The sequence below is a fragment of the Echinicola arenosa genome, assembly GCF_014841125.1.
Lineage (GTDB): Bacteria > Bacteroidota > Bacteroidia > Cytophagales > Cyclobacteriaceae > Echinicola > Echinicola arenosa.
The window spans coordinates 666728-693062 of the sequence record NZ_JACYTQ010000003.1 but is presented as its reverse complement, the minus strand read 5'-3'; the positions used below and the strand labels follow the sequence as shown (position 1 = coordinate 693062).

Here is a 26335-nt window from a genome sequence, read left to right as displayed (position 1 = left end):
TTGGCGTTGTTTTGCTTCTTTCTTGCTTTACTTAGTAAAACAATTTAGCAAGAAAATGAGTAAGGCTTCTGATCTTTTGGAAGATTTAGAGTTTATCCGATGGGTAAAATTTCCTAATACGGAATTGGATAATTTTTGGAAGAGCTGGATGGCAGCAAATCCAGAAAGGGTTAAGGATGTGATGCTTGCTCGTGAAATAATTTTGGGACTACAATTTCCATCTAAACTTCCTTCAAAAGAACTCAAGCAAGAAGTGTTCGCCAATTTGCTGAGAGAACAAGAAATGTCCTCAATGAAAGAGAGTCCAGAGTTAGATTTTTCTCCTAATCAAGGTTGGTATGCTAACAGGATTTTTGGGAAAATATCAGCTATTCTAGCAGTAGCTGTATTGCTTACTATTCTTTTTTTAAGTCTAAAAGGAGAAGATTCTAGTGGTCAGAACCAAGTTAAGACAAAGTGGCTGGTGAAATCCACGCATAAAGGAGAAAAATTAAACTTTAGACTTCCAGATCAAACAATAGTTTGGCTTAACTCTGGAAGCAGCTTGAGGTATCCAGAGAGTTTTGATTCTACAGTTAGGTTGGTGGAATTGGAGGGAGAAGGTTTTTTTGAAGTTTCCGAAAATCCCAATCAACCATTTCAGGTTTTGACAAATGGCCTTTTGACCACTGCTTTAGGAACATCTTTTAATATTAATCATTCCAGCCGGGAAACAGTAAAAATAGCTTTGGTATCAGGAAAAGTTGCTGTGCAGCATCAAAAGGACAGTATTTCATACCTCTTAAAACCAGGGCTCGCCTTGGCATATCAAAATGCCGAACACCAAGCAGAAATCAATGTTTTTGATCTTGACACAGAAGTAGGATGGAAATCTGGAAAACTCATTTTTAATAATGCCTCATTTAGACAGGTTACCAAAAAACTTCAGAAATGGTATGGAGTGGATATCGACGTTGTTGGAGCCCCTAAAAGCGATTGGGAATTCAATGGAAAGTTTGAAAACCAAACCCTAGAAAATGTACTCAAAAGCATGTCCAATATTGAAAACTTTAGCTATCAACTTAGTAATAAGCATATTGTGTTAAAATTTTAATCCAAAAAAGTATGATGTATTTCAATGATTCTTAAAAAAAGGCCAACTGATAATATGGTCAGTTGGCACATGTTGACGGTCTGAAGGGTGTTTAAATCTATTGGGGAATAGGATGCCCCTTGAGACCTAGTTTAATGAAATTTTCAATAAACCGTTTAAAAATATGAAATTAAACTTACAAAAGACAATATATATGTTGTCAAGGTACTTCTTGTGTGTGTTTGTTGCCCAGCTAATGTTGATCAATTTGGTTTCTGCGACAAGTGTCAATGGCCAATATAAACCAATAGATAAAGTCTGGGTAAAAATTGAAAAGGAATCGATTTCATTAGGTCAGTTTTTTAAAACCATCGAAAATCAAACGACTTATAACTTTCTGTATGACAGAAAATCAATCGATACAAACAGTAAGGTGGTCCTCAGTCAAAGTTCAGGATCCGTAGAGAGTTTTTTAATACAAGTATCACAACAATCAAAATTAAGGTTTAGACAAGTTAACAACAGTATTGATGTCAAGGAGGATGATAGTGCATCTCCAGTTTTGATAAGGAAAGAAGAAAGGGTAGCTGATGTAACCGGAACTGTCGTTGATCAAAGTGGAGAGCCGCTTCCGGGTGTAACTGTTTTAATCCAAGGAACCACTGTGGGAACAGTTACAGATGTGGACGGTAAATTTTCAATCGATGTTCCAGATGGAGGAGTACTGGTATTTTCTTTTATTGGTTATGATGACAAGGTTGTAGAAGTTGGAAATCAGAATCAACTGAGGGTTGTATTAAGTGAAAACCTTTCAGATTTGGATGAAGTAGTTGTGGTGGGTTACGGTACCCAGAAAAGATCAGATTTGACCGGTTCGGTCGGTTCGGTTACCACCGATGAGTTGCTACAGCGCCCTGCTACTTCCATCAACCAGTCCATTGCGGGTAGGATTCCTGGTGTTCAGGTCAATGTGAATTCCGGTCGACCTGGCGGTAAGACCAATATCAGGGTAAGGGGTTTCAGTTCCATCAACTCATCCAATAACCCACTGTTTGTAGTAGATGGAGTGCAATTGCCAGTAGGCAATCAAGCTGAGCGAAGTAATGCCATTGACTACATTAACCCGAGTGATATCATTTCTGTAGAAGTGCTTAAGGATGCTTCTTCAACAGCCATTTATGGAGCAAGAGGTGCCAACGGTGTTATTTTGATCACGACGAAAAAAGGAAAATCCGGTGAGGGTAAAATCTCTTACACTGCGGAGTTCAGCACCAATACTTATGGCCCCAACAAACCTGAGGTGCTCAATACTCAACAGTATATGGAAGTGGAGCAGCTGGCTTGGGAAAACATGGAGAAATTCGATCCAGAGGGTTGGGCAGCAGGTAAGTGGGCTTATTTAAATCCAGCCTTAAAAAGAACAGACCCTAGGATATTTGATAGTAATGGTAATCCGTATTATGATACGGACTGGATCAAGGAATCCACCCAAAGTAAGCTTTCCCAAAACCATCAATTAAACTTCAGTGGTGGAAGTGAACGTACAACCTATTCACTATCATTGGGCTATAGAAATGATGAGGGACTTTATATCAATTCCTTCCTAACTCGATATTCTGGAAGGTTAACCGTTGATACCAAAGTTAAAGATTGGCTGACAGTTGGTACTTCATTGAGCTACAACTACCAATCAGAAAATATAGTGGATTACAATGACCAAGTGCCAAGAAGGATGGTAGAGGATTTCCCTTTTTTGCCGGTATACTATGAAGACGGGACTTATGCAGACAATAGGGATTATCCTTATGCAGAAGGAACCATGAGTTCAGTTCATAACCTGATGGAAAGAACCTTCATTTTAAATACCCAAACGCTCCTAGGAAGTGTTTTTGCCAATATTAACCTTGGGAAAGACTTGGAGTTCAGAACGGTTTTAGGTTCTAATGTCATTACCCGGGAAACAGACAGGTACGAGGGTAGAACCATTCAGATTGGTTCACAAGGAAGGGCTTGGCTTGCCAATGAAAGGGAAACTTTTTGGTCCTTTGAAAACTACCTGACCTATAAAAAGACTTTCTCTGAAATACATTCTTTCACTGGTATGTTGGGTATTTCTTGGCAGGAATCCAATGAATTCAACATGAATATGGAAGCCAGGACTTATGCTACCGATTATTTCTCCTACAATAATATTGGCGCTGGAAGTAACAACTTGGGGGTAGGATCAAATAATAGAAGAGAGGCACTTAATTCCTACTTTGGTCGCTTCAATTATACTTTGATGAACAAATACCTCTTTACTTTAACTGGCAGGATGGATGGTTCTTCGAAGTTTGGTGATAACAACAAATATGCGTTTTTCCCATCAGCAGCATTAGCTTGGAGATTATCTGATGAGGAATTCTTGAAAGACCATAAAGTTATCTCTAACCTTAAGCTTAGAACCAGTTATGGACTTACCGGTAACTCCGAGATTCCTCCATATTCCTCTTTATCATTGCTTGGCTCAGGCTATGCTGCGATTATCAATGAGTCTAGAGTAGGTGGTACAGGGATTAACCGTTTGGCCAACCCAGATTTGAAATGGGAGAAAACAAGCCAATATGATTTTGGAATGGAGTTGGAGCTTTTCAAAGGGAGAATATCATTTGAAGCGGACTTATACTACAGAAAAACCACAGATATGTTATTGGATGCTCCTGTTCCTCAAACAAGCGGTTATGCTACGATTAGGAGAAACGTAGGTTCCATGGAAAACAAAGGATTGGAGCTGTCACTCAATACCATCAACATAGACAGACCTAATTTTACCTGGAGCACTGCATTCAACATTTCCTTTAACAGAAACAAGGTGCTCTCCTTAGCAACTCCCGCTGATATATTTGGAGTGGGTGGCCCAGGAATTACCAATGAAACAAGTATCATTAGGGTAGGAGAACCTGCAGGAGCTTTTTGGGGCTTGAACCGACTAGGGGTTTGGGGAACTGCTGAAGCTGCTGAAGCTGCTGAATATACCAGTTATCGAAATGGCTTGACTATTCTTCCCGGTGATATTAAATACGAAGACGTGAATGGTGATAAAGCAATCACGGATGCTGACCGTATGATCATCGGTAATGGTAGTCCTGACGGTTGGGGTTCCTTTATAAACAATGTAAGGTTCCGGAATTTTGACCTGACACTTGACCTTCAGTTTACCTATGGTAACGACATAATGGACATGAACCTTCACTCTAGCGAAGACCGTCAGGCATTGGCAAATAGCTACATTACTGTCTTGAATGCTTGGACTCCAGAAAATCAGAACACCATGATTGCCCAAGTGAGAGATACCCGTGCAGGTTATGTGACCAATGTGGATTCACACTGGGTTCAGGATGGTTCTTTTATCCGTGGTAGAAATCTCGTAGTGGGATATAACTTCCAAAAAGAATTGATCAACCGATTGCGTTTAAGCAACCTAAGACTTTATGCTTCAACCCAAAATTTCTTTTTGATTGTCAATGATGAAGTGATAGGTGACCCTGAGATTACGCCAATTAGGGGAAATGATGGCAATAACGTTTTCTCTCAAGGAATGAAGTGGCATGAATATCCAAAGCCCACTGTATTCCTATTGGGACTGCAAATCGGACTTTAATTTTATTGATCACATAAAAAAAGATCACCATGAAACTTACCATGAAAAAATATATATATACAGGTCTTCTTAGCAGTATGTTTGTGATGGGGACTGGCTGTTCAGGATTTTTGGATGAAGAGGATCCATCCAACTTGACGCCTGAGAGTTTTTATACCATTCCTGACCATGCTGAAGCTGCGATAGCCTCCGTGTATGATAACTCAAGGTTTTACGGAGATGGAGCCGGTATCTTCTCTTCCAACTGGCAATTATTGGAAGCACCTACAGGAACTTCTACTACAGAAACTGCCCAAAACTCTGATTTGAACAATCTCTACTCTCTTACTTGGGATGGAAATACAGGCCATATCAAAAATTGGTGGAGAGGATTATATCGATTGATTGCACAGGCAAACTTGGTTTTAGACAAGGTTCCTGGAATTACTCCTATGGATGAAGCGCAGAAAACAAAAATCCTAGGTGAGGCAAGGTTCTTTCGGGCTTGGGCTTATTTCTATGCTGTTAGACTTTGGGGAGATGTCCCATTGGTGCTTACTCCACAAACTGCCACTTCCGAGGACTTTTTCCCCATTCGTGAAACACAGGAAAATGTCTATGCTCAAATTATTGAAGATTTGAAAATAGCAGAAAGTGCTGGTTTGGGTTGGATGAATTCCAGTGGAAGGATCTCTACAGCAGCAACCAAAGGTTTGCTTGCCAAAGTCTACCTGACCATGGCGGGATACCCTCTTAATAAAGGCAGTGAATACTATCAGTTGGCTGCTAGTAAAGCAAAGGAGATCATCGATAATCCTAGTGAAATAGGGCTTTTTGATACTTATTATGAAGTTCATGATGAAAGCCTTGGGAACACCAAAGAGCACCTATTCAGCATTCAATATAACGACCTAGTGGCAGGTAACCCGATGGGCAATATGTTCCCTAACTTTAAACCTGTTTCTTATCGTGGCCCATCTGGTACAGGAAGTACCGTGCCTACTCGTTCGTTCTTCGAATCATACGAAGCAGGTGACAAAAGGACAACTGACCAAGACGGTTATTTCTATACTTCCTATTATACGAATGGCAATGGAGAACCCTTTGATTTAGGTGCACCATATATTTTCAAACACTTTAACATCACCGCCAATGGCAGTCCGGGAGTGGCTGGAACAGCCAAGGACAACCTTAATGTGCCTATGTTACGTTATGCGGAAGTTTTGCTAATTTATGCCGAGGCTCAAAATGAAATAGGAAATGGGCCGAACGTTGAAGCGTATAATGCACTGAAATCCATTAGAGATAGGGCGGAATTGACAACGGCTGCTATGGGAACTTTTGACCAGAACAGTTTCCGCGAAGCTGTGTGGAGAGAACGGTGGTATGAGTTCTGTTATGAAGGCATCACTTGGTTTGATATGGTTCGTCTCCGCAAAGTATTCAACGAAACCACTAAAGGCTTTGATGATTTTGTAGGTCATACCAATTTAAGTTCAGACCAGACCTTGCAGGAGAAGCATTACTTGTTTCCTCTTCCAATACCAGAAATGCAGAATAATCCGAACCTTACTCCCCAGAACCCGGGATATCCTGGCCCAGCAGGCAGTTAATTAGAGTATAGAAGAAAGAATTTGAATTGTATTCGATGTTTTTTAATCCCTCAGAATAGTCAAACGGGCTTTTCTGGGGGATTATGTTTTTAAAGTTCATTATTGAAAGGTTTAATTTGATGATTAGCTGCCATTATAAAATAGTAGGTAAGGTAGCTTGATGTAGATTTAAAATGGTATTTTAGAAAGTTTATAAAAAGGGCAAATATTGCACAAGTATAAAATGAAAATAACCGTTTTAATTTTTTTAACAGTACTTATAGGGCTAGGAAGTCAATTTGTTCTTGCTCAAGATGCGCAAAGTGATTCGGATCAAAAGGTGATTTTTATTCCCTTGGATGACAGGCCTCCTTGCTTGCAGTTTCCAGTACGAATGGCAGAGATAGCATCCATCACTTTGATCACTCCGCCTATGGAGTTGTTGGGGAATTTACAATCACCTGGGAAATCTGATAAAATTATTTCCTGGTTATTAGCTCAAGATTATACTGATGTAAAAGCGGTAATTATTGCGGCCGATATGTTGGCATATGGCGGTTTGGTGGCGAGCAGGGTCCAGATGGTTGATCAAGCTGTTGCTTTGGAAAGGCTCAAAGTGCTGGAAGCAATTAGGAGGCTAGCACCAACTGTACCAGTTTATGTTCAAAGTGTCATTATGCGTTTAGCCCCAACTGTTGATGGAAAAAATGAAAGGTATAGAGAAGCATTGGCCAAGTGGGCTGAGATTTCTGTCAAAAAGGATCAAGTATCACAAGAAGAAGTTTCTGAATTGGAAAAGATCATCCCATTTAAGGCCTTAAATGACTATCAGGATACTAGGAAAAGAAATTTTATTGTCAATGAATTGATGATCAGTTATGCGGAAAGTGGCGTAATAGACTATCTGATCCTATCCCAAGATGATGCGAAACCTGAAGGTGTACATGTAAGGGAAAAGCAAGGTCTTTTAGAGGATATTAAGCAGGCTCAATTGGAAGATAAGGTCATTGTTCAGGCTGGTACAGACGAGGTAGCAATGTTGCTTTTGGCCAGAATGATCAATGAAAGTACCGGGACTTTTCCAAAGATCAAACCTGTCTATTCTTCTCAAAGTATGTCGGAGGAAATCATGCCTTTTGAGGATCGTCCTTTAAATATTACAGTTTCCAGTCATATTAAGGCAGTAGGAGGAGTTCCGGTAAGCAATGAGGAGGAGGCGGATTTGTTTTATTATGTTTTTACTTCGAGAGAAATAGATGGAGCATCGGAGGCATTTGTAAAAGAAATAGATCAAGCACTTCAACAAGGTAAGCGTTTGATCATTGCTGATATTGATCCTGTGGGAGATGTGCAAGGAGGGGCAGAGAGTTTCACGAGCATGCTAGAGGAAATGGACTGTATGGATAAAGTGTATGGTTACGCATCATGGAATACTACTGGTAATACAATTGGGACAGCGTTGCCTCAGGCTATTTTGTACCTCAATGGATTAAAGTTGGCAAATTCTAATGGGCAGGAAATCTTGAAGGTTAAAAAGTCCCAATATTGGTTTACCCTACATCGAATTATAAATGACTATTACTATAATAACCTTATTCGGAGCGATTTAAATAGGTATTTTAATCAAGAGGGAAAAAGCTCAACTTTGGGTTCTAAAGATGTTGTAAGGAAAATGGAGGAAATGGCTAAAGAATCAATTGAGGGTGAATTGGCGCATTTAGAAAAAGTGTTTTTTGGAAAGGATCTACCCTACACGATTCAACAAATTGACTTTTCACTTCCTTGGAAAAGAACTTTTGAGGCGTTAATAGATTTTAAACTGGTTAACCCTACTTCAGTAAATCTGGAATAAAAATTTTTCCGTATATCCGCTATTTCACCAGTACATTTACCTCTTCAAAACATTCTCTCAAAAACAGCTCAGATCTCATAGAAATGATTGTCTAAACCTTTCTACTGCCCTTGCTAGTTCCGTGGAATCTCCGTTGCGGGCGGACAGGCAGTGGGAGTCAGGTTACTGGTGTTAAAATGGTCCATATTAATGAATGTAACATTTTTAACATTGACTCTTTAACCCATATTTAACCCCTAGTTAAGCCGTGTTTATCCCGTGTTTTAGCCGTGTTTCTCTTATCAAAGATTCAGGCTTGTCTACACCTTAAGTCCTGGAAAAACTTGGGTACATCCCTTTCAATGTTTTGGTTATAAGAACCTTGGGAATCCTTCTGTCCTTCATCGCGATAAGCCAATATTTTTCCAACTATTAAGGAGCTGAATGGCTGATTGGATTTTTCGAATTGTTTGGGGATTAGATAGCTCGGATAAGATTTTCTTTCTTTTTATTCCCTTGGATGACAGGAGTGTTACGGAAATTTTAGGGACATAAAGACCTTCTCAGGAAAAACCAAAAGATCGGCATATTATCCATTTAGAACTATACGCAAGAGTCTTCCGGTGGATGTTGTTTCTTGATTCCATTGCAAAAACCTATAATTATTAGCAAGAAAAAAATTCCACAGGCAGCTGAACCTCCAATTTTTTTTAAATTTCAAATAGGTAATGTTATATGAAGAGGTAAAAAATAATAAAATAATTGCTGTTTATGAAAAATTATTTAAATGTAAAGTGTTGGATTTTAGCTTTGGGACCCCTTTTATTTTTTTCTTGTAATCCTCAAGATTCATCCGACAAAAGTATCAATAAGGAAAGAGGTAATGTAAAACTCCCCTATGATGACCCTGCTTTCAAAGGCAAAATTGGGAGAACCTATAAAGACTCCGAAATGGACTGGCCGGAGTTTCCTTCGCCACCGGAGGGAGCACCAAATGTAATTGTCATCCTACTGGACGATGTTGGCTTTGGTATGACCAGTACCTTTGGAGGTTCTGTACCCACTCCTTATTTAGATTCCTTGGCCAGCGAAGGGTTACGCTACAACCGTTTCCATACTACAGCGATTTGCGGTCCCACCAGAGCTGCTTTGTTAACAGGTAGAAATCACCATAATGCCGCCAATGGCTTCCTGCCTGAATGGGCTACAGGGTATCCAAGCTATAATACCCTGATTCCGAGAAGTACTGCTACTATCGGAAAAATGGTAAAATACAATGGAATGAATACGGCATGGTTTGGTAAAAATCATAACACTCCAGATTGGGAAACATCTGCTGCCGGACCTTTCGATCGTTGGCCTACAGCCCTTGGTTTTGATTATTTCTACGGATTTAATACCGGAGAAACCGATCAGTATAATCCAGTACTTTTTGAAAATACGGTGCCAGTGGAGCCGGAAACATCTCCGGAGGAAGGATACCACTTCATGACCGATATGACTGATCGGGCTATTTCCTGGATTCATGGCCAAAAAGCTATTGCTCCTGATAAGCCAGTGTTTATGTATTTTGCTCCTGGGGCTATTCATGCGCCTCATCATACTCCTAAAGAATGGAGAGAAAAATTCAAAGGTCAGTTTGATCATGGCTGGGATCGTGAGCGGGAAATTGTTTATGCCCGTCAGAAGGAAATGGGCGTAATCCCTGCTGATGCCAAGCTTTCACCGCGAAATGAGAATATCAAAACATGGGACTCCCTCTCTGAAGATGAGAAGAAGTTTTATGCCCTTTTGCAAGAAAATTACGCAGGCTTTATGGCATTTACTGACCATGAAATCGGTCGTTTGTTAGAGGCTATTGGCAAACTACCTGACGCAGATAATACCCTGATTATGTATATCGTGGGAGATAATGGCGCCAGTACCGAAGGGGGATTGGAAGGAACGCTGAATGAAATCAAAGCATTGAATGGTATCCAAAGCCAACTTTCTGATAACTTGAAAAGAGCCGATGAAGTAGGTGAACCAGGTTCTGAACCACACATTCCCGTAGGTTGGGCAATGGCTGCCAATACGCCGTTCCCATGGGCAAAGCAGGTAGCATCTCACTTTGGTGGTAGCCGTAACCCCATGGTGGTTACCTGGCCAAAAGTGATCAAAGACAAGGGTGGAATTCGCTCACAATTTTTACACGTGATCGATGTGTTGCCAACCATTTTGGAAGCCACTGGAATGGATGCGCCTGACTTTGTAGATGGCGTGGAGCAAAAACCGCTGGATGGAAAATCATTCGTTTCCACCTTTACCGACGCCGATGCGCCCGAGATTCGTAAAACGCAATACTTTGAGATTTTATCCAACCGCGCCTTATACCATGAGGGTTGGGTGGCAGCACACCAGCATACCTTACCTTGGAGACAGGATATTGCTCCGGGATACGAAAATGAGGTTTGGGAACTGTACAATATTGAAGAAGATTTTTCGGAGGCTGTCAACGTAGCTGATCAATACCCTGAAAAGTTGGAAGAGCTGAAAGCCATGTGGGAAGAGGAAGCTCAAAAGTACCATGTCTACCCTTTGGATGATCGAGGAGCTGCAAGGTTGACCGTTCCAAAGCCTTCACTCATCACAGGACGTACTTCCTTTACTTACTACGAGGGTGCAACACGTATTCCAGAGCCTGTGGCGCCAAATACGAAAAACACTTCATGGACAATGGAAGCAATGTTGGAAACTGCCTCTGGGCATAAAGATGGTGTGATCAATGCTATTGGAGGTTCCAGTGCCGGCTATGTGTTGTATGTGAAAGACGGTTATCCAACTTTCGAATACAATTTCTTCCAGGATAAAATCACTAAGATTAAATCCAGTAAAAAGCTGCCAGATGGAATGGCTTCTGTGAAAATTGATTTCGCTTACGATGGTGGCGGACGTGGAAAAGGCGGTTTGTTTACCCTTTACATCAACAACGAAAAAGTGGCCGAAGCACGCGTAGAAGCTACTGTTCCGGCACGTTTCGGTATCGATACCTTTGGAATTGGCGAGGATACAGGGTCTCCGGTAACCAAAAGTTACAAGGCTCCTTTTGAGTTCCAAGGAAAAATCGCTGAAGTGAACATTGAATTGAAGCCGGAAAAGAAATCTTAATCCATTTTAATTATGAGAAAACACATCATCTATATATCTCTGGCGGCAGCTGTCCTCGTGACGGCCTGCCAGCCACAGGAAAGTCAGCGTACCACGGAAACATCTGAGGCTTCAAAACCCGGAGAGGTAATCCCCGACAGACGCCCGGGAGAGTTTAATGGTAAAATAGCCGAGACCTATAAAGAGTCGGAAGCCGATTTTCCCATCACCCGAAAAGCGAAGGAAGGTGCACCCAATGTTGTGCTGATTTTATTGGATGATGTAGGTTTTGGGGCTACTTCAACTTTTGGTGGACCCATTCCAACGCCACACTTAGATGCTTTGGCAGACGAGGGATTGCGTTACAACCAGTGGCACACCACCGCACTTTGTTCGCCAACACGGGCTGCCTTGCTTACAGGTAAAAATCATCATGAAGCCGGGTTTGGTGTAATTTCTGAAATTGCTACCGGATTTCCGGGTTATAACTCCATTATGCCGGACAATTCGGCTACCATTGGTGCCATTCTAAAAAACAATGGTTACAACACGGCTTGGTTTGGGAAAAACCATAACACACCCGACTACGAAACCTCGCAGGCCGGACCCTTTACACAATGGCCTACCGGTATGGGTTTTGAATATTTCTTTGGTTTTAACGGAGGCGATTGTAATCAATATGCTCCACCATTAATTGAAAATACAAGGCCCATTTTGCCTCCTACAGATGACCCGGATTACCATTTGACCAAAGACATGGCCGATCGAACCATCCAATGGATTCGCAATCAAAAGTCAACCGCACCCAACAAACCTTATTTCGTATACTTTGCTCCAGGCGCCACACATGCTCCGCATCATGCACCTAAGGATTGGATAGATAAATTCAAAGGGCAGTTTGACGAAGGTTGGAACAAAGTCAGCGAAAACACTTTCAACCGCATGAAAGCGGAAGGTATTATTCCTGAAAATGCGCAATACAATCCCATACCTGAAGAAGTAGGTGTTTGGGATGAGTTGAGTGCTGATCAGAAGAAAGTATATGCCCGAATGATGGAAGTGTATGCAGGATTTATGGCTTATACCGATTATGAAATTGGCCGAGTTCTGGATTACCTGGAAGAATCAGGACAGAAAGAAAATACATTGGTGATATATGGAGTGGGCGACAATGGCGCATCTGCCGAAGGTGGATTTACCGGAACACTCAATGAAGTGGCTGCCGATTTTAACAGCTACCGCCCGGATGTGGTAAAGGATGCTTTGAGCCGCATGGATGAAATTGGAACGATTAAAACTTACAACCACTATCCCGTAGGATGGGCTATGGCCATGAATTCTCCCTTAAAATTTGCCAAACGTATGGCTTCCCACTTTGGCGGAACACGCAATGGTTTGGTGATTTCTTGGCCGAAAGTAATTCAAGACAAAGGAGCTATCCGTTCACAGTTCTCACATGCTAATGACATTGTACCAACCATTTTGGAGGCATGTGGCATTCCTCAACCCAAAGTGGTAAATGGCGTTGAACAAACCCCGATGTCAGGAAAGAGTATGGTTTATTCCTTCACAGATGGAGATGAAGCAGAACAGCACACTACGCAGTACTTTGAAATGGGCGGAAGCCGTGCCATCTATCATGAAGGTTGGATTGCTGCTACGGCTCATGGTCTAAACCCTTGGTCGGATGAGCGTTCGGAGGACATTACGTTCGAAACAGACAAATGGGAGCTGTACAATATCAAAGAAGATTTTACAGAAAACAATGACCTGGCGGCAGAAAATCCGGAAAAGCTGGAAGAACTGAAAGCTTTGTTCCTAAAAGAGGCCGAAGCACATGATGTATTTCCGTTGGACGACCGTGCCGCGCAGCGTTTTAGTGCAGAACTTACCGGACGTCCATCAGGTCCGGCAGAGGGAGTAAATCATTTCACCTACTACCCCGGTATGATTCGTTTGCCGGAAGGAAGTGCCCCTAACTTTAAAAACAAAACCTTTACACTTACGGCAGATGTAGAAATTTTAAAAGCCGGAACCGAAGGTATGATCATTACTCAAGGTGGGCTTTTTGCGGGATGGGGCTTAATGATGGATGCAGGAAAACCGAAGTTTACATACAACTGGCTACAGGAGGATTTTACTTCAATTGAAGGAAAACCACTTTCAAACGGAAAGCACACCATTACCCTTAAGTTTGTGTACGATGGTGGCGGACTGGGCAAAGGCGCCAATGTTGAACTCTTGGTTGATGGCACCTCGGTGGCTACAGGAAAAATTCCAAGAACGGTACCAAACCGTTTCTCTTTGGATGAAACACTAGATGTAGGAATGGACACGGGAACCCCGGTTTCTGAAGATTATAAAACGCCATTCAAGTTTACAGGAAGTCTGAAAAAGGTTGTGGTAGATTTTGAGGAATAATTAAGCTAATACTCATGAAAAAGCACATTTTACACTTATCTCTGGCGGCAGCTGTCCTCGTGACGGCTTGCCAGCCACAAGAAAAGCAAACTACAAACGGAAACAATGAAATATCCAATGGGATGGCACTTGAAAATGCCACTTTAGAAGGAGATGAAACAATCACTACGCCTTATGGAGAGATAACATTGACAGATAATTATATTTCAGATGAAAGTTCCGAGAAGTTGTTTAATGCCATGGACTTGCAAAGGGCTTCTCAGGCGTACATCTGGTCAACTCCGCTAGTGAGTATAACTACCTGGAGAGATAATCAGGGTGAAGTGTATGGTTCAGATCAATTTGGAACTTTCGCCGTTCTGCAAAGTTTTAATGAAAAGTTAGGAATCGTTACCGCAAACCTCACCACCCCTTATATTTTTTCATTTGCAAATTTATCCAATGGCGTGCTGGAGATCGATTACCCAGTAGGTCAAACTGCGGGTGGAATTCTGGATTTTTGGCAACGTCCAGTAGCCGATTTGGGACTTACAGGCCCTGATCAGGGGAAAGGTGGAAAATACATTATAGTTGGTCCTGAAGAAGATTTATCAAAGTATAAAAAAGATGGCGTTTTTCTATTTCAATCTGCCACAAATAATATCTTGATTGCCACCCGTATCATCAACCCAGACCCTGCATTTAGTAAAAAGTTTCAGAGCGAATTGGGAATGACCCAGGGGGGAACTAAAGCCGATATCAAGTTTACTGAAGGTCTGGACAAAGCCTGGTCTGCCACTGCGCCAAGAGGTTTGGACTATTGGAAAAAGCTAAGCGACATCATCAACGATGAACCTGTAAGAGAACAGGATAAAGTTTGGTTGGCCATGTTAGAACCTTTAGGAATAGACAAAGGCAAGGATTTTAATCCCAATGAAAGACAGACGAAAATACTTCTGAAAGGTGCAGCAATTGGTGAATTAATGGCTAGAAACAACCAAATAAATCCGAGGTTTACCAAACCTTATTGGGAAGGAACCTATTGGTACAAAAGCTTTGATTTCACAACAGCTCAGGAAACAGATATAAAAGTTCAGTTAGACGAACGGGCCACTTGGTTTTATGAAGCAGTAGGAAGCTCTGAAGGCATGGTAAACCCTGTACCAGGAAAGGGTCAGGTGTACATGACATCTAAGCGCGATAAAAATGGGAAGCTTTTAAGAGCAGACAAAACTTATAAACTAAGAGTACCTAAGGATGTGCCTGTTGGGCAATTTTGGTCTATAACCCTTTATAGCGAAAACACCAGAAGAGCGTATGAAAACGGAACAGGAACCATTCGCGGATCGGGGCTTAATAGTCGGTTAGAAGATTTGGTGGTGAATGAAGATGGCAGCATCGATATTTATATTGGACCAAAAGCTCCTGAAGGATTTGAGAAAAATCATTTGAAGACTGTTGGGGATGATGGATGGTTTATTTATTTCCGATTATATGCACCCTTAGAGCCATTTTTTGATAAATCCTTTCAACTACCGGATTGGGAAATGATCGACTAGAATATGAACTGTTGCAGATAAAGCAGAAAAACTTAGTACCATACATTTTAAAATTATGAACAAACATATTTTAAACTTATCCATAGGGTTGGCAATTGTTTTTACCGCTTGCCAGCCACAAGAAAAACATGCTACAATCGCTGAAACTGACCATTATGGAACTTTGGCAAACCTACCTTTTGAAAATGATTTCCCTACCAAGAAAACAGTAAAAACATTAGAAGACGAAGTTTATTTTCAACGTGCGGTACAAGTGTACCACTGGGCTCTACCTGCCATGAATATGTATTCCATGAAGGAGGCGGTAGCAAATGAATTTGGTAATGGCTATGAGGTGTTGGCGGTGTATAAGGATAGGCTGAATGCAAAAACGATCATCACTACTCCAAATTCTGATGTGATATATGGAATAGGTTTTCTGGACCTGAAAGCGGATGGCCCGATGGTAATTGACGCTCCGCCCATGTTGCAGGCGTTGATTGATGATATGTGGCACCGTCCTATTGATGGGCCTACAATTGATGGGAAAAAATATTCGGCAGATATTGGTTTGCCTGGGCCAGACAAAGGCAAAGGTGGAAAATACCTCATTTTGCCTCCCGGTTATTCCGGAGATATTGATGCCGAAAATTATTTTGTTTACAACAGCCGAACGAATGGAGTGTTTGTGTTTTTAAGGTCCTTTTTTGAAGACCCTAACAATTTGAAACCTGCTGCTGAAAATATGATGAGGATTAAAATTTATCCTTACGGTAAAGAAAGTGAGGCGAAGGAAATGAAATTCCCAAATGCGTCTAACATTCCCATTAATATGGTAGCTTCTAAGGATATCACCTATTTCGAAATACTGAATCGATTTGTTCAAAATGAAGTGGTTGATGAATCTGATAGTTATATGCGGGGAATGCTAGCGGCTATCGGTATAGAAAAAGGGAAACCATTTGAGCCTACTGAGCACCAGAAAAAATTGCTAAACGATGCCGCGAAAACGGCCTGGAAAATGGCCAAGGTCATTGCATTTAATACTTGGGAAACCCTTCCAAAAGCAAAATGGTATAGCGACCGTCAATGGAATTCGCATATTAGAGATGGAGGGGAAACATTTGGAAAAGCATACGATGATTTTGAATTCAAAGTAGCTGGTATGGAGGAAACTGATGTGGATGCAAGACTGCATATGTTCTTAAATGCCTATTCCATTAGCCCGGGAATGGGGAGCACCACACCAGGTGTCGGAGCAAAATATCTTGAAGCTGCAAAAGATTCTGACGGCAACTTCCTTGATGGTGGCGAAACGTATAAGTTAACTTTACCAGCAAATATTCCTGCGAAAAACTTCTGGTCTATCACGGCTTATGATCCTGTTACGGCCGCAGGGCTTGATAACGGGCAAGCTTTTCCTTCTCTAGGTTCAAGAGATATGCCAAAGAAAAATGAGGATGGCTCTACCACCATCTATTTTTCTCCAGAAGCTCCCAAAGGAATGGAAGGCAATTGGGTGAAAACGGTACCGGGTAAAGGTTGGTTTACCTTACTTAGACTGTATGGTCCTGAAGAAGCCTTTTTTGACAAAACTTGGGTTCCGGGAGATTTTGAAAAGGTTGAATAAAGCTGGCCAATGAGCTGTTAAATAAATTTTATGAAAAAGCACATTTTACACTTATCTCTGGCGGCAGCTGTCCTCGTGACGGCCTGCCAGCCACAGAAAAAAGAAAATACAGAAAACCAGTCAACTCAAGAAGTTTCTGTTGAAGCCAAAGACGAAGTAGATACTGGTGTTGGTAAAAACGGTGAAGCAACTGCTGTAAATCCGGCCTTTGTGGATGAGGGGGGTGAGCTTGTGACAATGGAGAATGTCGTCCGTGCTGAAACTGCAAAATACCTAGCTGCCGAGACGATCACCAGTGGCCCCAATACTTTTCGCCACGAAAGAAATGGGATCGATTTGGATAACCAAACTGTGATCCGTTCCAATTTCGATGCAGTATATTCTTATGCCGTTTACGATGTTTCTGGAGGTCTAGAAATATCAGTACCAGAATATGACTTATACCAAATAGTTCAGGTTTTGGATGAAAATTCGGTGACCATAGGTGTGGTTTATCCTGGTGATACCAAGAATTTTGATAAAGAAGATTTGTCTTATGGTGATCACGTATATCTCTTTATGCGTACCCGTCCACGAACTTACGATGAGAAAGGAATGGAGGAAATGCGTAAGCGACAAGATGCTGTAATGGTGAAAGCTGGGTCTGCAAATCCTTATACATCTGAAGTCAAATATGATGTGGAATCCTTTAATAAATTACGAGCTGAATTGCTAAAACGTGCGATTACAGAAGGAGTGATTGAAGAAGGTTTTATAGAGGATATAAAAGACATTAAAGATCCTCAATACCAAATGATTAATACAGCAGGATGGGCAGGGTTACCGGCAAAACATGCCTATTATTTTGTGGTATTGCCAGGGGATGAAGGAGCTAAAAATGGGGAACATAGTTCAGTGACTTTTGATGTGCCAGATTTACAATACGACCGTGCTGCTTATTGGTCGATCACCATTTACAATGAGCAGGGCTGGGTAGTAACTAATCCTTTTAATACAAACTCTACCAAGGCTGTACCGAATGCAGATGGAAGTATTACGCTTAATTTTAATGGGGGAGATGATGCCTTAAACAATATTAAAGTCCCTGAAAACTGGAATGCCTTATTTAGATGTTATTTGCCGACCTCGGTTCCAAGTATAGTTGAATACCGGAAGGATTTTGTGAATAATCATAAAGTGCTTACCGTAGAATAACATTAACATCCATGCCGGTTTTGGCAGCAAACTCCTTCATTGGCTTTATGTAAGGCTTAGCACCCTCAGCCAGTTTGTTAATGGGTAATACTTCAAGCACCAGCCGTTCTTTTGTGGTGTCATCTATCATCTATATCACCAAAAAGCAACTCATTCTTACGTAGAAGACCAATGTGTTTTTGAAAGACTATAGCTGTAACCTAATGGACGATTGGCGCTGCTTCGTTACTTCTCAGCCAACCTAAGGTCTGGGTACAGAGCCTCAAAGTCCCAAGTTGGAATCTATTAATGAATGCTAAGCCTATTTAATAGGAATGGTATTGGTATTTCTTCTTTCTAATTCTATCCTCCTTCATATTTGATAAATAAAACTTATCAAGCTAGCAAGCTTTTTAAAGCCATGTTGTAGCATTTCTAAAATATATTCGTAGAATTTTTATATTTAAATCGCTGATATTGAGGGTTTTTACTTAAGCGAAATGAAGGTTGTCCACTTATTGCTTCCATTGGGTCAGCAAATCTCCTATAACTGGTTTTTTAATTTACGTTTTAATTGGAATGAACCGCAATAAAAAAGATAAAATGCTGTATTTAAGCTGTTTGCGGAAGGGTTTTACTATGGGTAATATTACTTAAGATAAGTATATTGATCTTATTGATTAACAATTTAACCCATAAACCAATGAAAAACTTTATACCTTCTTTTTACATAAGTATTCCGACAAGAATTTTAAAAGCACAATTATCAATTAGGATTAAATTTCAATCTTATAATTGTTATTTGGTCGCTTATATTCTATCCACAGATTTTTATTTTCCTAAACAAATACCCATACCTATAAAGACAGAAGGAAGCTGTTACTAAAGCTTTTTGAACAACTCCAGCCCATATACTTCGCTACTTGACCGAACTAAAGATTATTACAATTCGACAATTCAGCGGTTGAATTTTCTTGAACCATCTTCCAAGATTTCCTTTATCTCATACCCACTTGGAAGTTTTGTTTGAATGCAAGTAGAAAAAATGAAAAATAATTGAGGTTCTTTTTAACCCTTTTTTCCTCTTTATAAGTGAAGAGTGAAGATACTGTACCGCTCCAACATGAAAAACGCCCAAAATAATACACTAAATGTAAATGAACCAGGATCTGCTAAGTTGTTGATGCAGCATAGCAAGGTGATGATAGCCTATACGGAGAAGTCTGACAGCCATGTATGGGAATCCTTTAAGCGAGGAGAGGAAAAAGCTTTTAACTACATATATAGAAAGCATGTGAGGCAACTGTATAACTATGGTATGCAGGTTTGCAAAGAAGATGAATGGGTGAGGGATAGTCTGCAAGCGATGTTTGTGGATATTAGAAAAAGGAGGAGTAGACTGGGAGAGGTGAAAAGCATCAAAGGCTATTTATTTACTGTTTTTCATCGGACACTTTTTAAGTTGATCAAAAGCAAGAGGAAAGGCATGGGGACATTTGTTTCCTTGGATAAAGAAGACAATAGTTTTTTTATAGAAGCTTCCCATGAAACCAAGCTAATAGCAGAAGAATTCAGCGAAGAAAGAAAAAATGACATTGAAGCAGCGCTAAATAAATTGTCACAAAGGGAGAGACAAGCCATAATACTGCTTTACAGAGAAGAACTTTCCTACAAGGAAATTGCTGGGATCATGGATTTCAAAGAAGTGAAGACAGCCCGCACACTAGTATACCGAGCTATGAACAAGCTCAAAGGAATATTTAACGTTTGATAGCGGCCTAAAAGATGAGGCATTGGATAATGAAGATATGAAGTACGACCAATTTGATGTAGAAGATTTTCTCAATGATGAGTTTTTTATCCAGTGGGTAAAACAGCCTGGGGACGAAACAGATCATTTCTGGCTAAAATGGATTGGAGAGCATCCAGAAAAGCTTCATTTGATTCAAAAGGCCAGAGAAATAATCCTGTTTATCGATTATAAGGACAAAAGCGTACTTTCTGATAAGGATTATATGGATCTGTATGAAAATATTGTAGAGAAAAGTGATATCACAATTCCTGACCAAAAGGTTAAGTTTCCTTGGAAAAATTGGCATAAAGTAGCCGCGATCCTCATTGTGGTATTTTCAAGTGTTTATTGCCTTCGGCATTTTTTATCAAATGACAAGATGATTTCTTCATCGGATGTGCCAGAAATGATCACCAAATGTAATCCTAGTGGTCAAAAAACCGGATTTAGATTACCTGATGGCACAGTGGTATACCTCAATGCAAGTAGTAAATTAACCTACCCATCAGTATTTATAGAGGATGAAAGAAGGGTGTCCATGAAAGGAGAAGCTTATTTTGATGTGGCAGAAGACAAAGAGCGTCCATTCATTATTGAGACCGGGGACGATATAATCAAAGTTTTAGGGACTTCATTTAATCTAGTTCATTCCAATAATGAATTGAAAGTAGCCTTGGTAAAGGGGAGTGTTGCTTATGAAGATGCAGAGGGAAATACCGTGAGAATTAAACCCAACCAGATGTTGGTCAAAGATAAGAATGGTAAAGTCTCCAAAACTCCTTTTGACATGCTGGAAGTAACTGGTTGGAAAGACAAATACCTGATTTTTAAAGATGATGGTTTTGTAGAGCTTAGCAGCAAACTTGAAAAATGGTTTGGTGTGAAAATAGTCTCTGATCTAAAGGTAGACAGTACTTGGTCATACTCTGGGGTGTATCATGACAAATCCTTAGAATATGTGCTGGAAGGTATCAGTATCGCCTCAGATTTTGACTTCAAAATCAACCAAAAAAAAATAACAATTACTAACCCAAACAATAAATAACCATGAAAATAATTCACAAAAACACCAGTTGAAAGAAATGGCAGAAAAGCACGCTTTCCTGCCAAACAACCTTTGTGCCAATCGCCAAATCAGTCAAAGGTTAATTTCAAGTTTTATGCACTTAAAATCTTAAACAAAGTATGGAAAAATCAATACTTAGGCAACTTATTATGCTTTCCAAATATTTTGTGTGCGCTTTTATCTTTCAGCTATTTTTTACAGCTGTGCTAATGGCAAACACAAGTAAAGCCCAACTGAAAAGCTTGGATGATGTGATGGTTACTATCCACTCACAAGGTGAAGGATTAGAACACATCATTCAACAACTGGAAAAACAGAGCGATTTCCAGTTTAGTTACAACAAAAGCAAAATCGCTTTTAAAAATATCCGATTGGATATCGATCGAGAAGAGACTCCATTATCGGATGTCTTACGGGAAATTTCAGTCAAATCAGATTTGAAATTTGTAAGGGTGGATAACAACATTCATATCACTAAAAAGCAAGATGGAGAAAAGGCCGTAAAGGATGAAAATCCGAAATGGCTAGAGCAGATTTCAGGAAGTGTTGTTTCCAGTTCGGATGGAATGCCCATACCTGGGGTAACTGTAAGAATTGAGGGAACCACTAAAGGAACTGTTACTAATGTAGATGGAAAATTTACCATAGAAGTTAATGAAGGTGAAACCTTGGTATTCAGCTTCGTTGGTTTTAAAGAACAAAAAGTAGTGATAGGTTCTCAAAGCGTCATCGATATTGTTCTTGAGGAAGATCTTCAATCATTGGATGAGGTAATTGTAGTAGGTTATGCCGAACAGAAAAAGGAAACCATTGTAGGTGCAGTGACCCAGACCGATGGAGAGGTGCTCAAACGTACCGGTGGGGTTTCCAATGTTGGACAGGCGCTTACCGGTAACCTGCCTGGTGTGATCACCACATCAAGTGTGGGAACGCCTGGGGAAGAAATGCCCCAGATCGTCATCAGAGGGCAAAACAGCTGGAACGGCAATTCACCTTTGATTTTGGTGGATGGTGTAGAACGTCCTGAGTTTTTTGCAAACATGGATATTAATTCTGTAGAGTCTATTTCTGTCTTGAAAGATGCTTCAGCTACAGCAGTTTTTGGATCACGGGGGGCTAATGGCGTTATCATCGTGACTACAAAACGTGGCCGTGAAGGAAAAGCAGAAATTACGGCCAATATAAGCAGCACCATGAAGTCCGTTTCCAAACTACCAGGCAAGCTGGATTCTTATGATGCCATAGGGGTTAGGAACTTAGCAATTGAACGTGAGTTGTCTTTAAGCCCAAATAGTTGGGGGGAGATAATTCCTCAGGAAATGAGATTAAAATACCGTTTTCCTGCCAATTTAGAAGAAATGGAAAGGTACCCGAATGTAAACTGGCAGGACGTGGTATTCAAGGACCAGGCTATGGCCTATAATGCCAATGTGGGCGTACGGGGCGGCACCGATTTCGTCAAATACTTTACCAGTATCGATTATCAGTACGAAGGTGATCTGTTCCGTAAATTTGAAACAGGAAGGGGCTATCAGGCTGGATTTAATTATAATAGAATCAATTTTAGGAGTAACCTCGATTTTCAGTTGACACCAAGTACCAAGTTGGGGGTAAACTTGGGGGGGACTTATGGCGTTCGCCAATCTCCCTGGGCCTATGACTTCCCGGAAAGTTACTGGAACTCTGCCTATAGAAGTCCACCTGATGTCTTTTTGCCCAGGTACTCGGATGGGGCATACGGGACATACAGCCCTGATGATTATGCGGTTACAAACTCCTTGTTGAACCTGGCTATCAGTGGCATTAATTATATTACCACGACAAGGCTTTCTACTAATTTCCTTCTACAGCAGGATCTGGGCATGGTTTTGAAAGGTCTGAATTTTAAAGGAACCCTTGCAGTAGATAACTCTTTTCAGGAAGCCAATAAGGGAATCAATGACCTTTATAATAGTCCTAATACCAAGTGGATCAACCCTTTTACGGGAGAAGAGGACTTTACAAATATACTGGATCCCAATACCAGATTTGATTATGCAGAAGCAATCACATGGCAGGATCAAGCTGGGAGTGTAGACAATAATGCATCTCAAAGAAGGCTTTTCTATCAACTGCAATTGAACTATGCAGGAAGTATTGAAGGGACCCATAATTACTCCCTAATGGGGCTGTTGAATAGGCAGGAGGATGCCATAGGAAGTGTCATTCCCAGTTATCGGGAAGATTGGGTATTCCGGGCCACCTATGACTATAAGAACAAATACATGATCGAGTATAACGGTGCTTATAATGGGTCTGAGAAATTCTCTCCTGAAAACCGTTTTGCATTTTTCTCATCAGGAGGATTAGGTTGGAATATTTCCGAAGAGAACTTTATGAAAAACCTGACCTTTGTGGACCGGTTAAAGCTCAGGGCTTCCTATGGAGAAGTGGGGGATGACAATATCGGAGGAAGGTTCCTGTTTATGGACCAATGGGCTTATGGAGGTAATTCCCAAATGGGTGTGATTAATGAATCTGGGGAAAACAGCACTTATACTTGGTTCCAGCAAAATGCAGTAGGGAATCCGAATGTCCATTGGGAAACAGTGTATAAATACAATATGGGATTGGAATTCGGTTTTTTTCAAGGGTTGATTAATGGTAGTGTGGACTGGTTCCGGGACAATAGGGTGGATATACTGATGTCCAGTGGTCGTTCAGTGCCTAGTTATTATGGAGCCACGGCGCCAGCGGCCAATTTGGGAAGAGTGGAAACCGAAGGCTATGAGCTTACTATAGGCCTAAATCATACCTTTGATAGTGGGATCAGGCTTTGGGGAGATTTTTCCATGACCCATGCTATCGATCAGGTTATTGATAGAGATGATCCCGAGCTACGTCCTGATTATCAAAAGAATGCTGGTTATCAGTTAGGACAATACCGAAGTCATATCAGTGCAGGCTATTATAATACCTGGGATGAGCTATATGGAAGTCCCCAGCACAATACCAATGATATGGCCAAATTACCCGGAAACTATTATATCGTGGATTTTAACGGTGATGGTGTAGTAGATGCTTTTGATTCTGCTCCCTATGGCTTTTCAGGCGTACCCCAAAATACCTATAGTACCAACTTGGGGATAGAATGGAAGGGACTGAGCCTGTATGTACAGTTTTACGGCGTAAACAACGTGACGCGGGATGTTTCACTGAGTAGTTTGGGCGGAGGCTTGAACTTGGTTTATGACGAGGGAACCTATTGGTCCAAGGAAAATATGTCTCCTGATTCTCCTTTGCCTCGATGGCGGTCTCAACCTTCCAGCTATAATTACGGTCCTAGATACCTATATGATGGATCTTATCTAAGGTTGAAGAATGCTGAAGTCGCCTATAATTTCCAATCTGACTGGGTAAGAGACATAGGAATGAGCAATATGCGATTATACATCAATGGCAATAATCTTTTGCTTTGGACGGACATGCCAGATGACAGAGAGTCCAACTTTGGGGGACCATCCTGGCAAGGAGCCTATCCCACTGTAAGAAGGATCAATTTGGGCCTTAATGTTACATTCTAAACGAGCCAATCCAATGAACAATGCTATAAAATCATTATTGAGGGGATCCATTTGGATAGCGATGTTTTTAATCGTTTCCTCTTGCGAAGACTATCTGGAGAGAGCACCGGAATCCATCATTTCCGAGGAGCAGGCCTTCCAAAATTTCACCAATTTTCAGGGGTATGTGGAGGAGTTGTACCATTGCGTGCCCAATTTCACGCTGTCCAATTGGACCAGTTCCTGGAATTGGGGCGATGATGAAATCGAGTCCACTGCGGGCACCTTCCATTTGTCCTATAATATCGATCGAGGCAACTTCTGGGCCTGGCAGGTAGAAAATGGTGCAGGAAACAATGGCTGGCTGGATGCAAACGGAGCCAATACAAACAGGGACCATAAAAACAAAGGCCTCTGGCCGCTTGCGTGGTATGGTATCCGCAAAGCCAATATGGGATTGGAAAATCTTTCCCTAATGACAGATGCCACCGAAGAAGAGCGACAGTTGATAGAGGGACAACTCCTGTTTTTCAGGGCTTGGTTCCATTTTTCGCTGATCCAGTACTTTGGAGGCCTGCCTTACGTGGACCAGGTATTGCCCAGTGATGAGCAATTGACTTTGCCACGTTTAAGCTATCATGAATGTGCCGATAAGGTTGCTCAGGACTTGGAAAGGGCTGCTGAATTGTTGCCGATTGATTGGGATGATACCACTACCGGGAGAAGGACATTGGGCAAGAACCAGCAACGGATCAATAAAATCATGGCCTTGGGCTATTTGGGTAAAAATTATCTTTGGGCAGGAAGTCCCTTGATGAATTCAGTATCTACAGGAAGCGAAACTTATCATGTTGAATATTGTAAGAAGGCTGCAGATACTTTTGGTCAATTATTAAACCTTGTGGAAAGTGGAGAAACCCAATACGCTTTGCTGCCTTTTGACAGATATAATGATAATTTCTATACGATGGGACAAAATTGGGCATTGGCCGGAGGAACTGAAGCTATATTCAGGTCGGTTTACTACTCTGCCAATGATACGCACTGGCGAATTTCAAAGCAGTATAAACCTACATTTATAGATGAAGGTGACCCGACCAATTTCTACCCAACTGCCAACTATGTCCATGATAATTTTGGCATGGCCAATGGCCTGCCGCTACCCGATGACATTACCCAAGCTGATCTTGAATCAGGTTATGATCCCAACTATCCCTGGAAAGAACGTGATCCACGTTTTTACAAGACGATTGTATTCGATGGTGTAAAGGTGGTCCAAGGAGCAATTCCAGATCCCAATCGAGAAGTCAATCGATATGCCAACCTCCATACCGGAGGTACTTATCGGGAAGTGGTGACAGGAAGTCTCTCAGGATATGCCACGCACAAGTTTTCACCATTGGCAGCCAATGAATTCGATAGGGCTTATGATTGGGGATTTGCCCTGCATATCAATGTACCTTATATGCGATTAGCCGACATCTACCTGATGTATGCAGAGGCCACTTTGATGGGATATAATAGTTTGAGTGCTACTTCTACTACCTTCACTAAAACTCCTGTGGAAGCGGTAAACGTGATACGGGCGCGTGCCGGAATGGTCGGCATTCACGACAAGTTTTTAGGTTCAGTAGATGTGTTTTTACATGAATTGAGAAGAGAAAGGGCTGTTGAGCTGGCTTTTGAAAGACATAGGTTCAACGACCTTCGCCGGTGGATGCTGTTAATCAATGAGCCTTATACCATCAAAACTTCATTTGAGTTTGATCGCGCAGGGGAATTCAATACTGATGATCCTACCCAAAACCGAATTGTGAACATGAGGGAGGAGGTGATCATTGAGCGAAATTTCACTTCCAAGCATTATTGGCTTCCGCTGAAGCTGGCCGATGTAAGCCTTTATCCTGAATTAAATCAAAATCCAGGATGGTAAGTTGTATTACTTTTTTGATGA

General features: G+C 41.2%; 13 protein-coding genes. All 13 read left to right on the top strand.

Translation table 11 applies throughout. The annotated features are described in order from the left end of the window. Positions 1-55 precede the first annotated feature (55 nt). The 13 genes from IFO69_RS12030 to IFO69_RS11970 all read left to right on the top strand — a co-directional run bounded on the left by IFO69_RS12030 (position 56) and on the right by IFO69_RS11970 (position 26314). Positions 56-1093 (top strand): FecR family protein, encoded by a 1038-nt coding sequence (locus IFO69_RS12030; protein WP_192010342.1) that lies wholly within the window; start codon positions 56-58, stop codon positions 1091-1093. Positions 1094-1256: 163 nt separating this feature from the next. After that, on the top strand, positions 1257-4712 hold the full coding sequence (locus IFO69_RS12025; protein WP_225444110.1) for a SusC/RagA family TonB-linked outer membrane protein: 3456 nt from the start codon (positions 1257-1259) through the stop codon (positions 4710-4712). 29 nt (positions 4713-4741) lie between these two features. Then, positions 4742-6304: a RagB/SusD family nutrient uptake outer membrane protein gene (locus tag IFO69_RS12020; protein ID WP_192010341.1), complete on the top strand. Its 1563-nt coding sequence runs from the start codon at positions 4742-4744 to the stop codon at positions 6302-6304. A 223-nt stretch (positions 6305-6527) separates the two neighbouring features. Next, positions 6528-8135 (top strand): DUF4127 family protein, encoded by a 1608-nt coding sequence (locus IFO69_RS12015; protein ID WP_192010340.1) that lies wholly within the window; start codon positions 6528-6530, stop codon positions 8133-8135. Positions 8136-8885: 750 nt separating this feature from the next. After that, positions 8886-11261, top strand: a complete 2376-nt coding sequence (locus IFO69_RS12010) for an arylsulfatase (protein WP_192010339.1) — start codon at positions 8886-8888, stop codon at positions 11259-11261. A 12-nt stretch (positions 11262-11273) separates the two neighbouring features. Next, positions 11274-13661 (top strand): arylsulfatase, encoded by a 2388-nt coding sequence (locus tag IFO69_RS12005; RefSeq protein ID WP_192010338.1) that lies wholly within the window; start codon positions 11274-11276, stop codon positions 13659-13661. A 14-nt stretch (positions 13662-13675) separates the two neighbouring features. Beyond that, a complete protein-coding gene (locus IFO69_RS12000) occupies positions 13676-15199 on the top strand; it encodes a DUF1254 domain-containing protein (RefSeq protein ID WP_192010337.1) in 1524 nt (507 codons plus the stop codon). A 55-nt stretch (positions 15200-15254) separates the two neighbouring features. Beyond that, on the top strand, positions 15255-16808 hold the full coding sequence (locus tag IFO69_RS11995; RefSeq protein ID WP_192010336.1) for a DUF1254 domain-containing protein: 1554 nt from the start codon (positions 15255-15257) through the stop codon (positions 16806-16808). 30 nt (positions 16809-16838) lie between these two features. Then, on the top strand, positions 16839-18002 hold the full coding sequence (locus tag IFO69_RS11990) for a DUF1254 domain-containing protein (RefSeq protein ID WP_192010335.1): 1164 nt from the start codon (positions 16839-16841) through the stop codon (positions 18000-18002). Positions 18003-19104: 1102 nt separating this feature from the next. Then, positions 19105-19752 carry an RNA polymerase sigma factor gene (locus tag IFO69_RS11985; RefSeq protein WP_192010334.1) on the top strand — a complete coding sequence of 216 codons (648 nt, stop codon included), beginning with the start codon at positions 19105-19107 and terminating at the stop codon, positions 19750-19752. Between the two features lie 37 nt (positions 19753-19789). Beyond that, complete coding sequence (locus IFO69_RS11980) at positions 19790-20818, top strand: FecR family protein (protein WP_192010333.1); 1029 nt, start codon at positions 19790-19792, stop codon at positions 20816-20818. Positions 20819-21048: 230 nt separating this feature from the next. Then, the gene (locus IFO69_RS11975; RefSeq protein ID WP_225444109.1) at positions 21049-24402 is read left to right on the top strand and encodes a SusC/RagA family TonB-linked outer membrane protein; all 3354 of its coding nucleotides are present in this window, start codon (positions 21049-21051) and stop codon (positions 24400-24402) included. Between the two features lie 13 nt (positions 24403-24415). Continuing rightward, positions 24416-26314, top strand: a complete 1899-nt coding sequence (locus tag IFO69_RS11970) for a RagB/SusD family nutrient uptake outer membrane protein (RefSeq protein ID WP_192010332.1) — start codon at positions 24416-24418, stop codon at positions 26312-26314. Positions 26315-26335 lie beyond the last annotated feature (21 nt).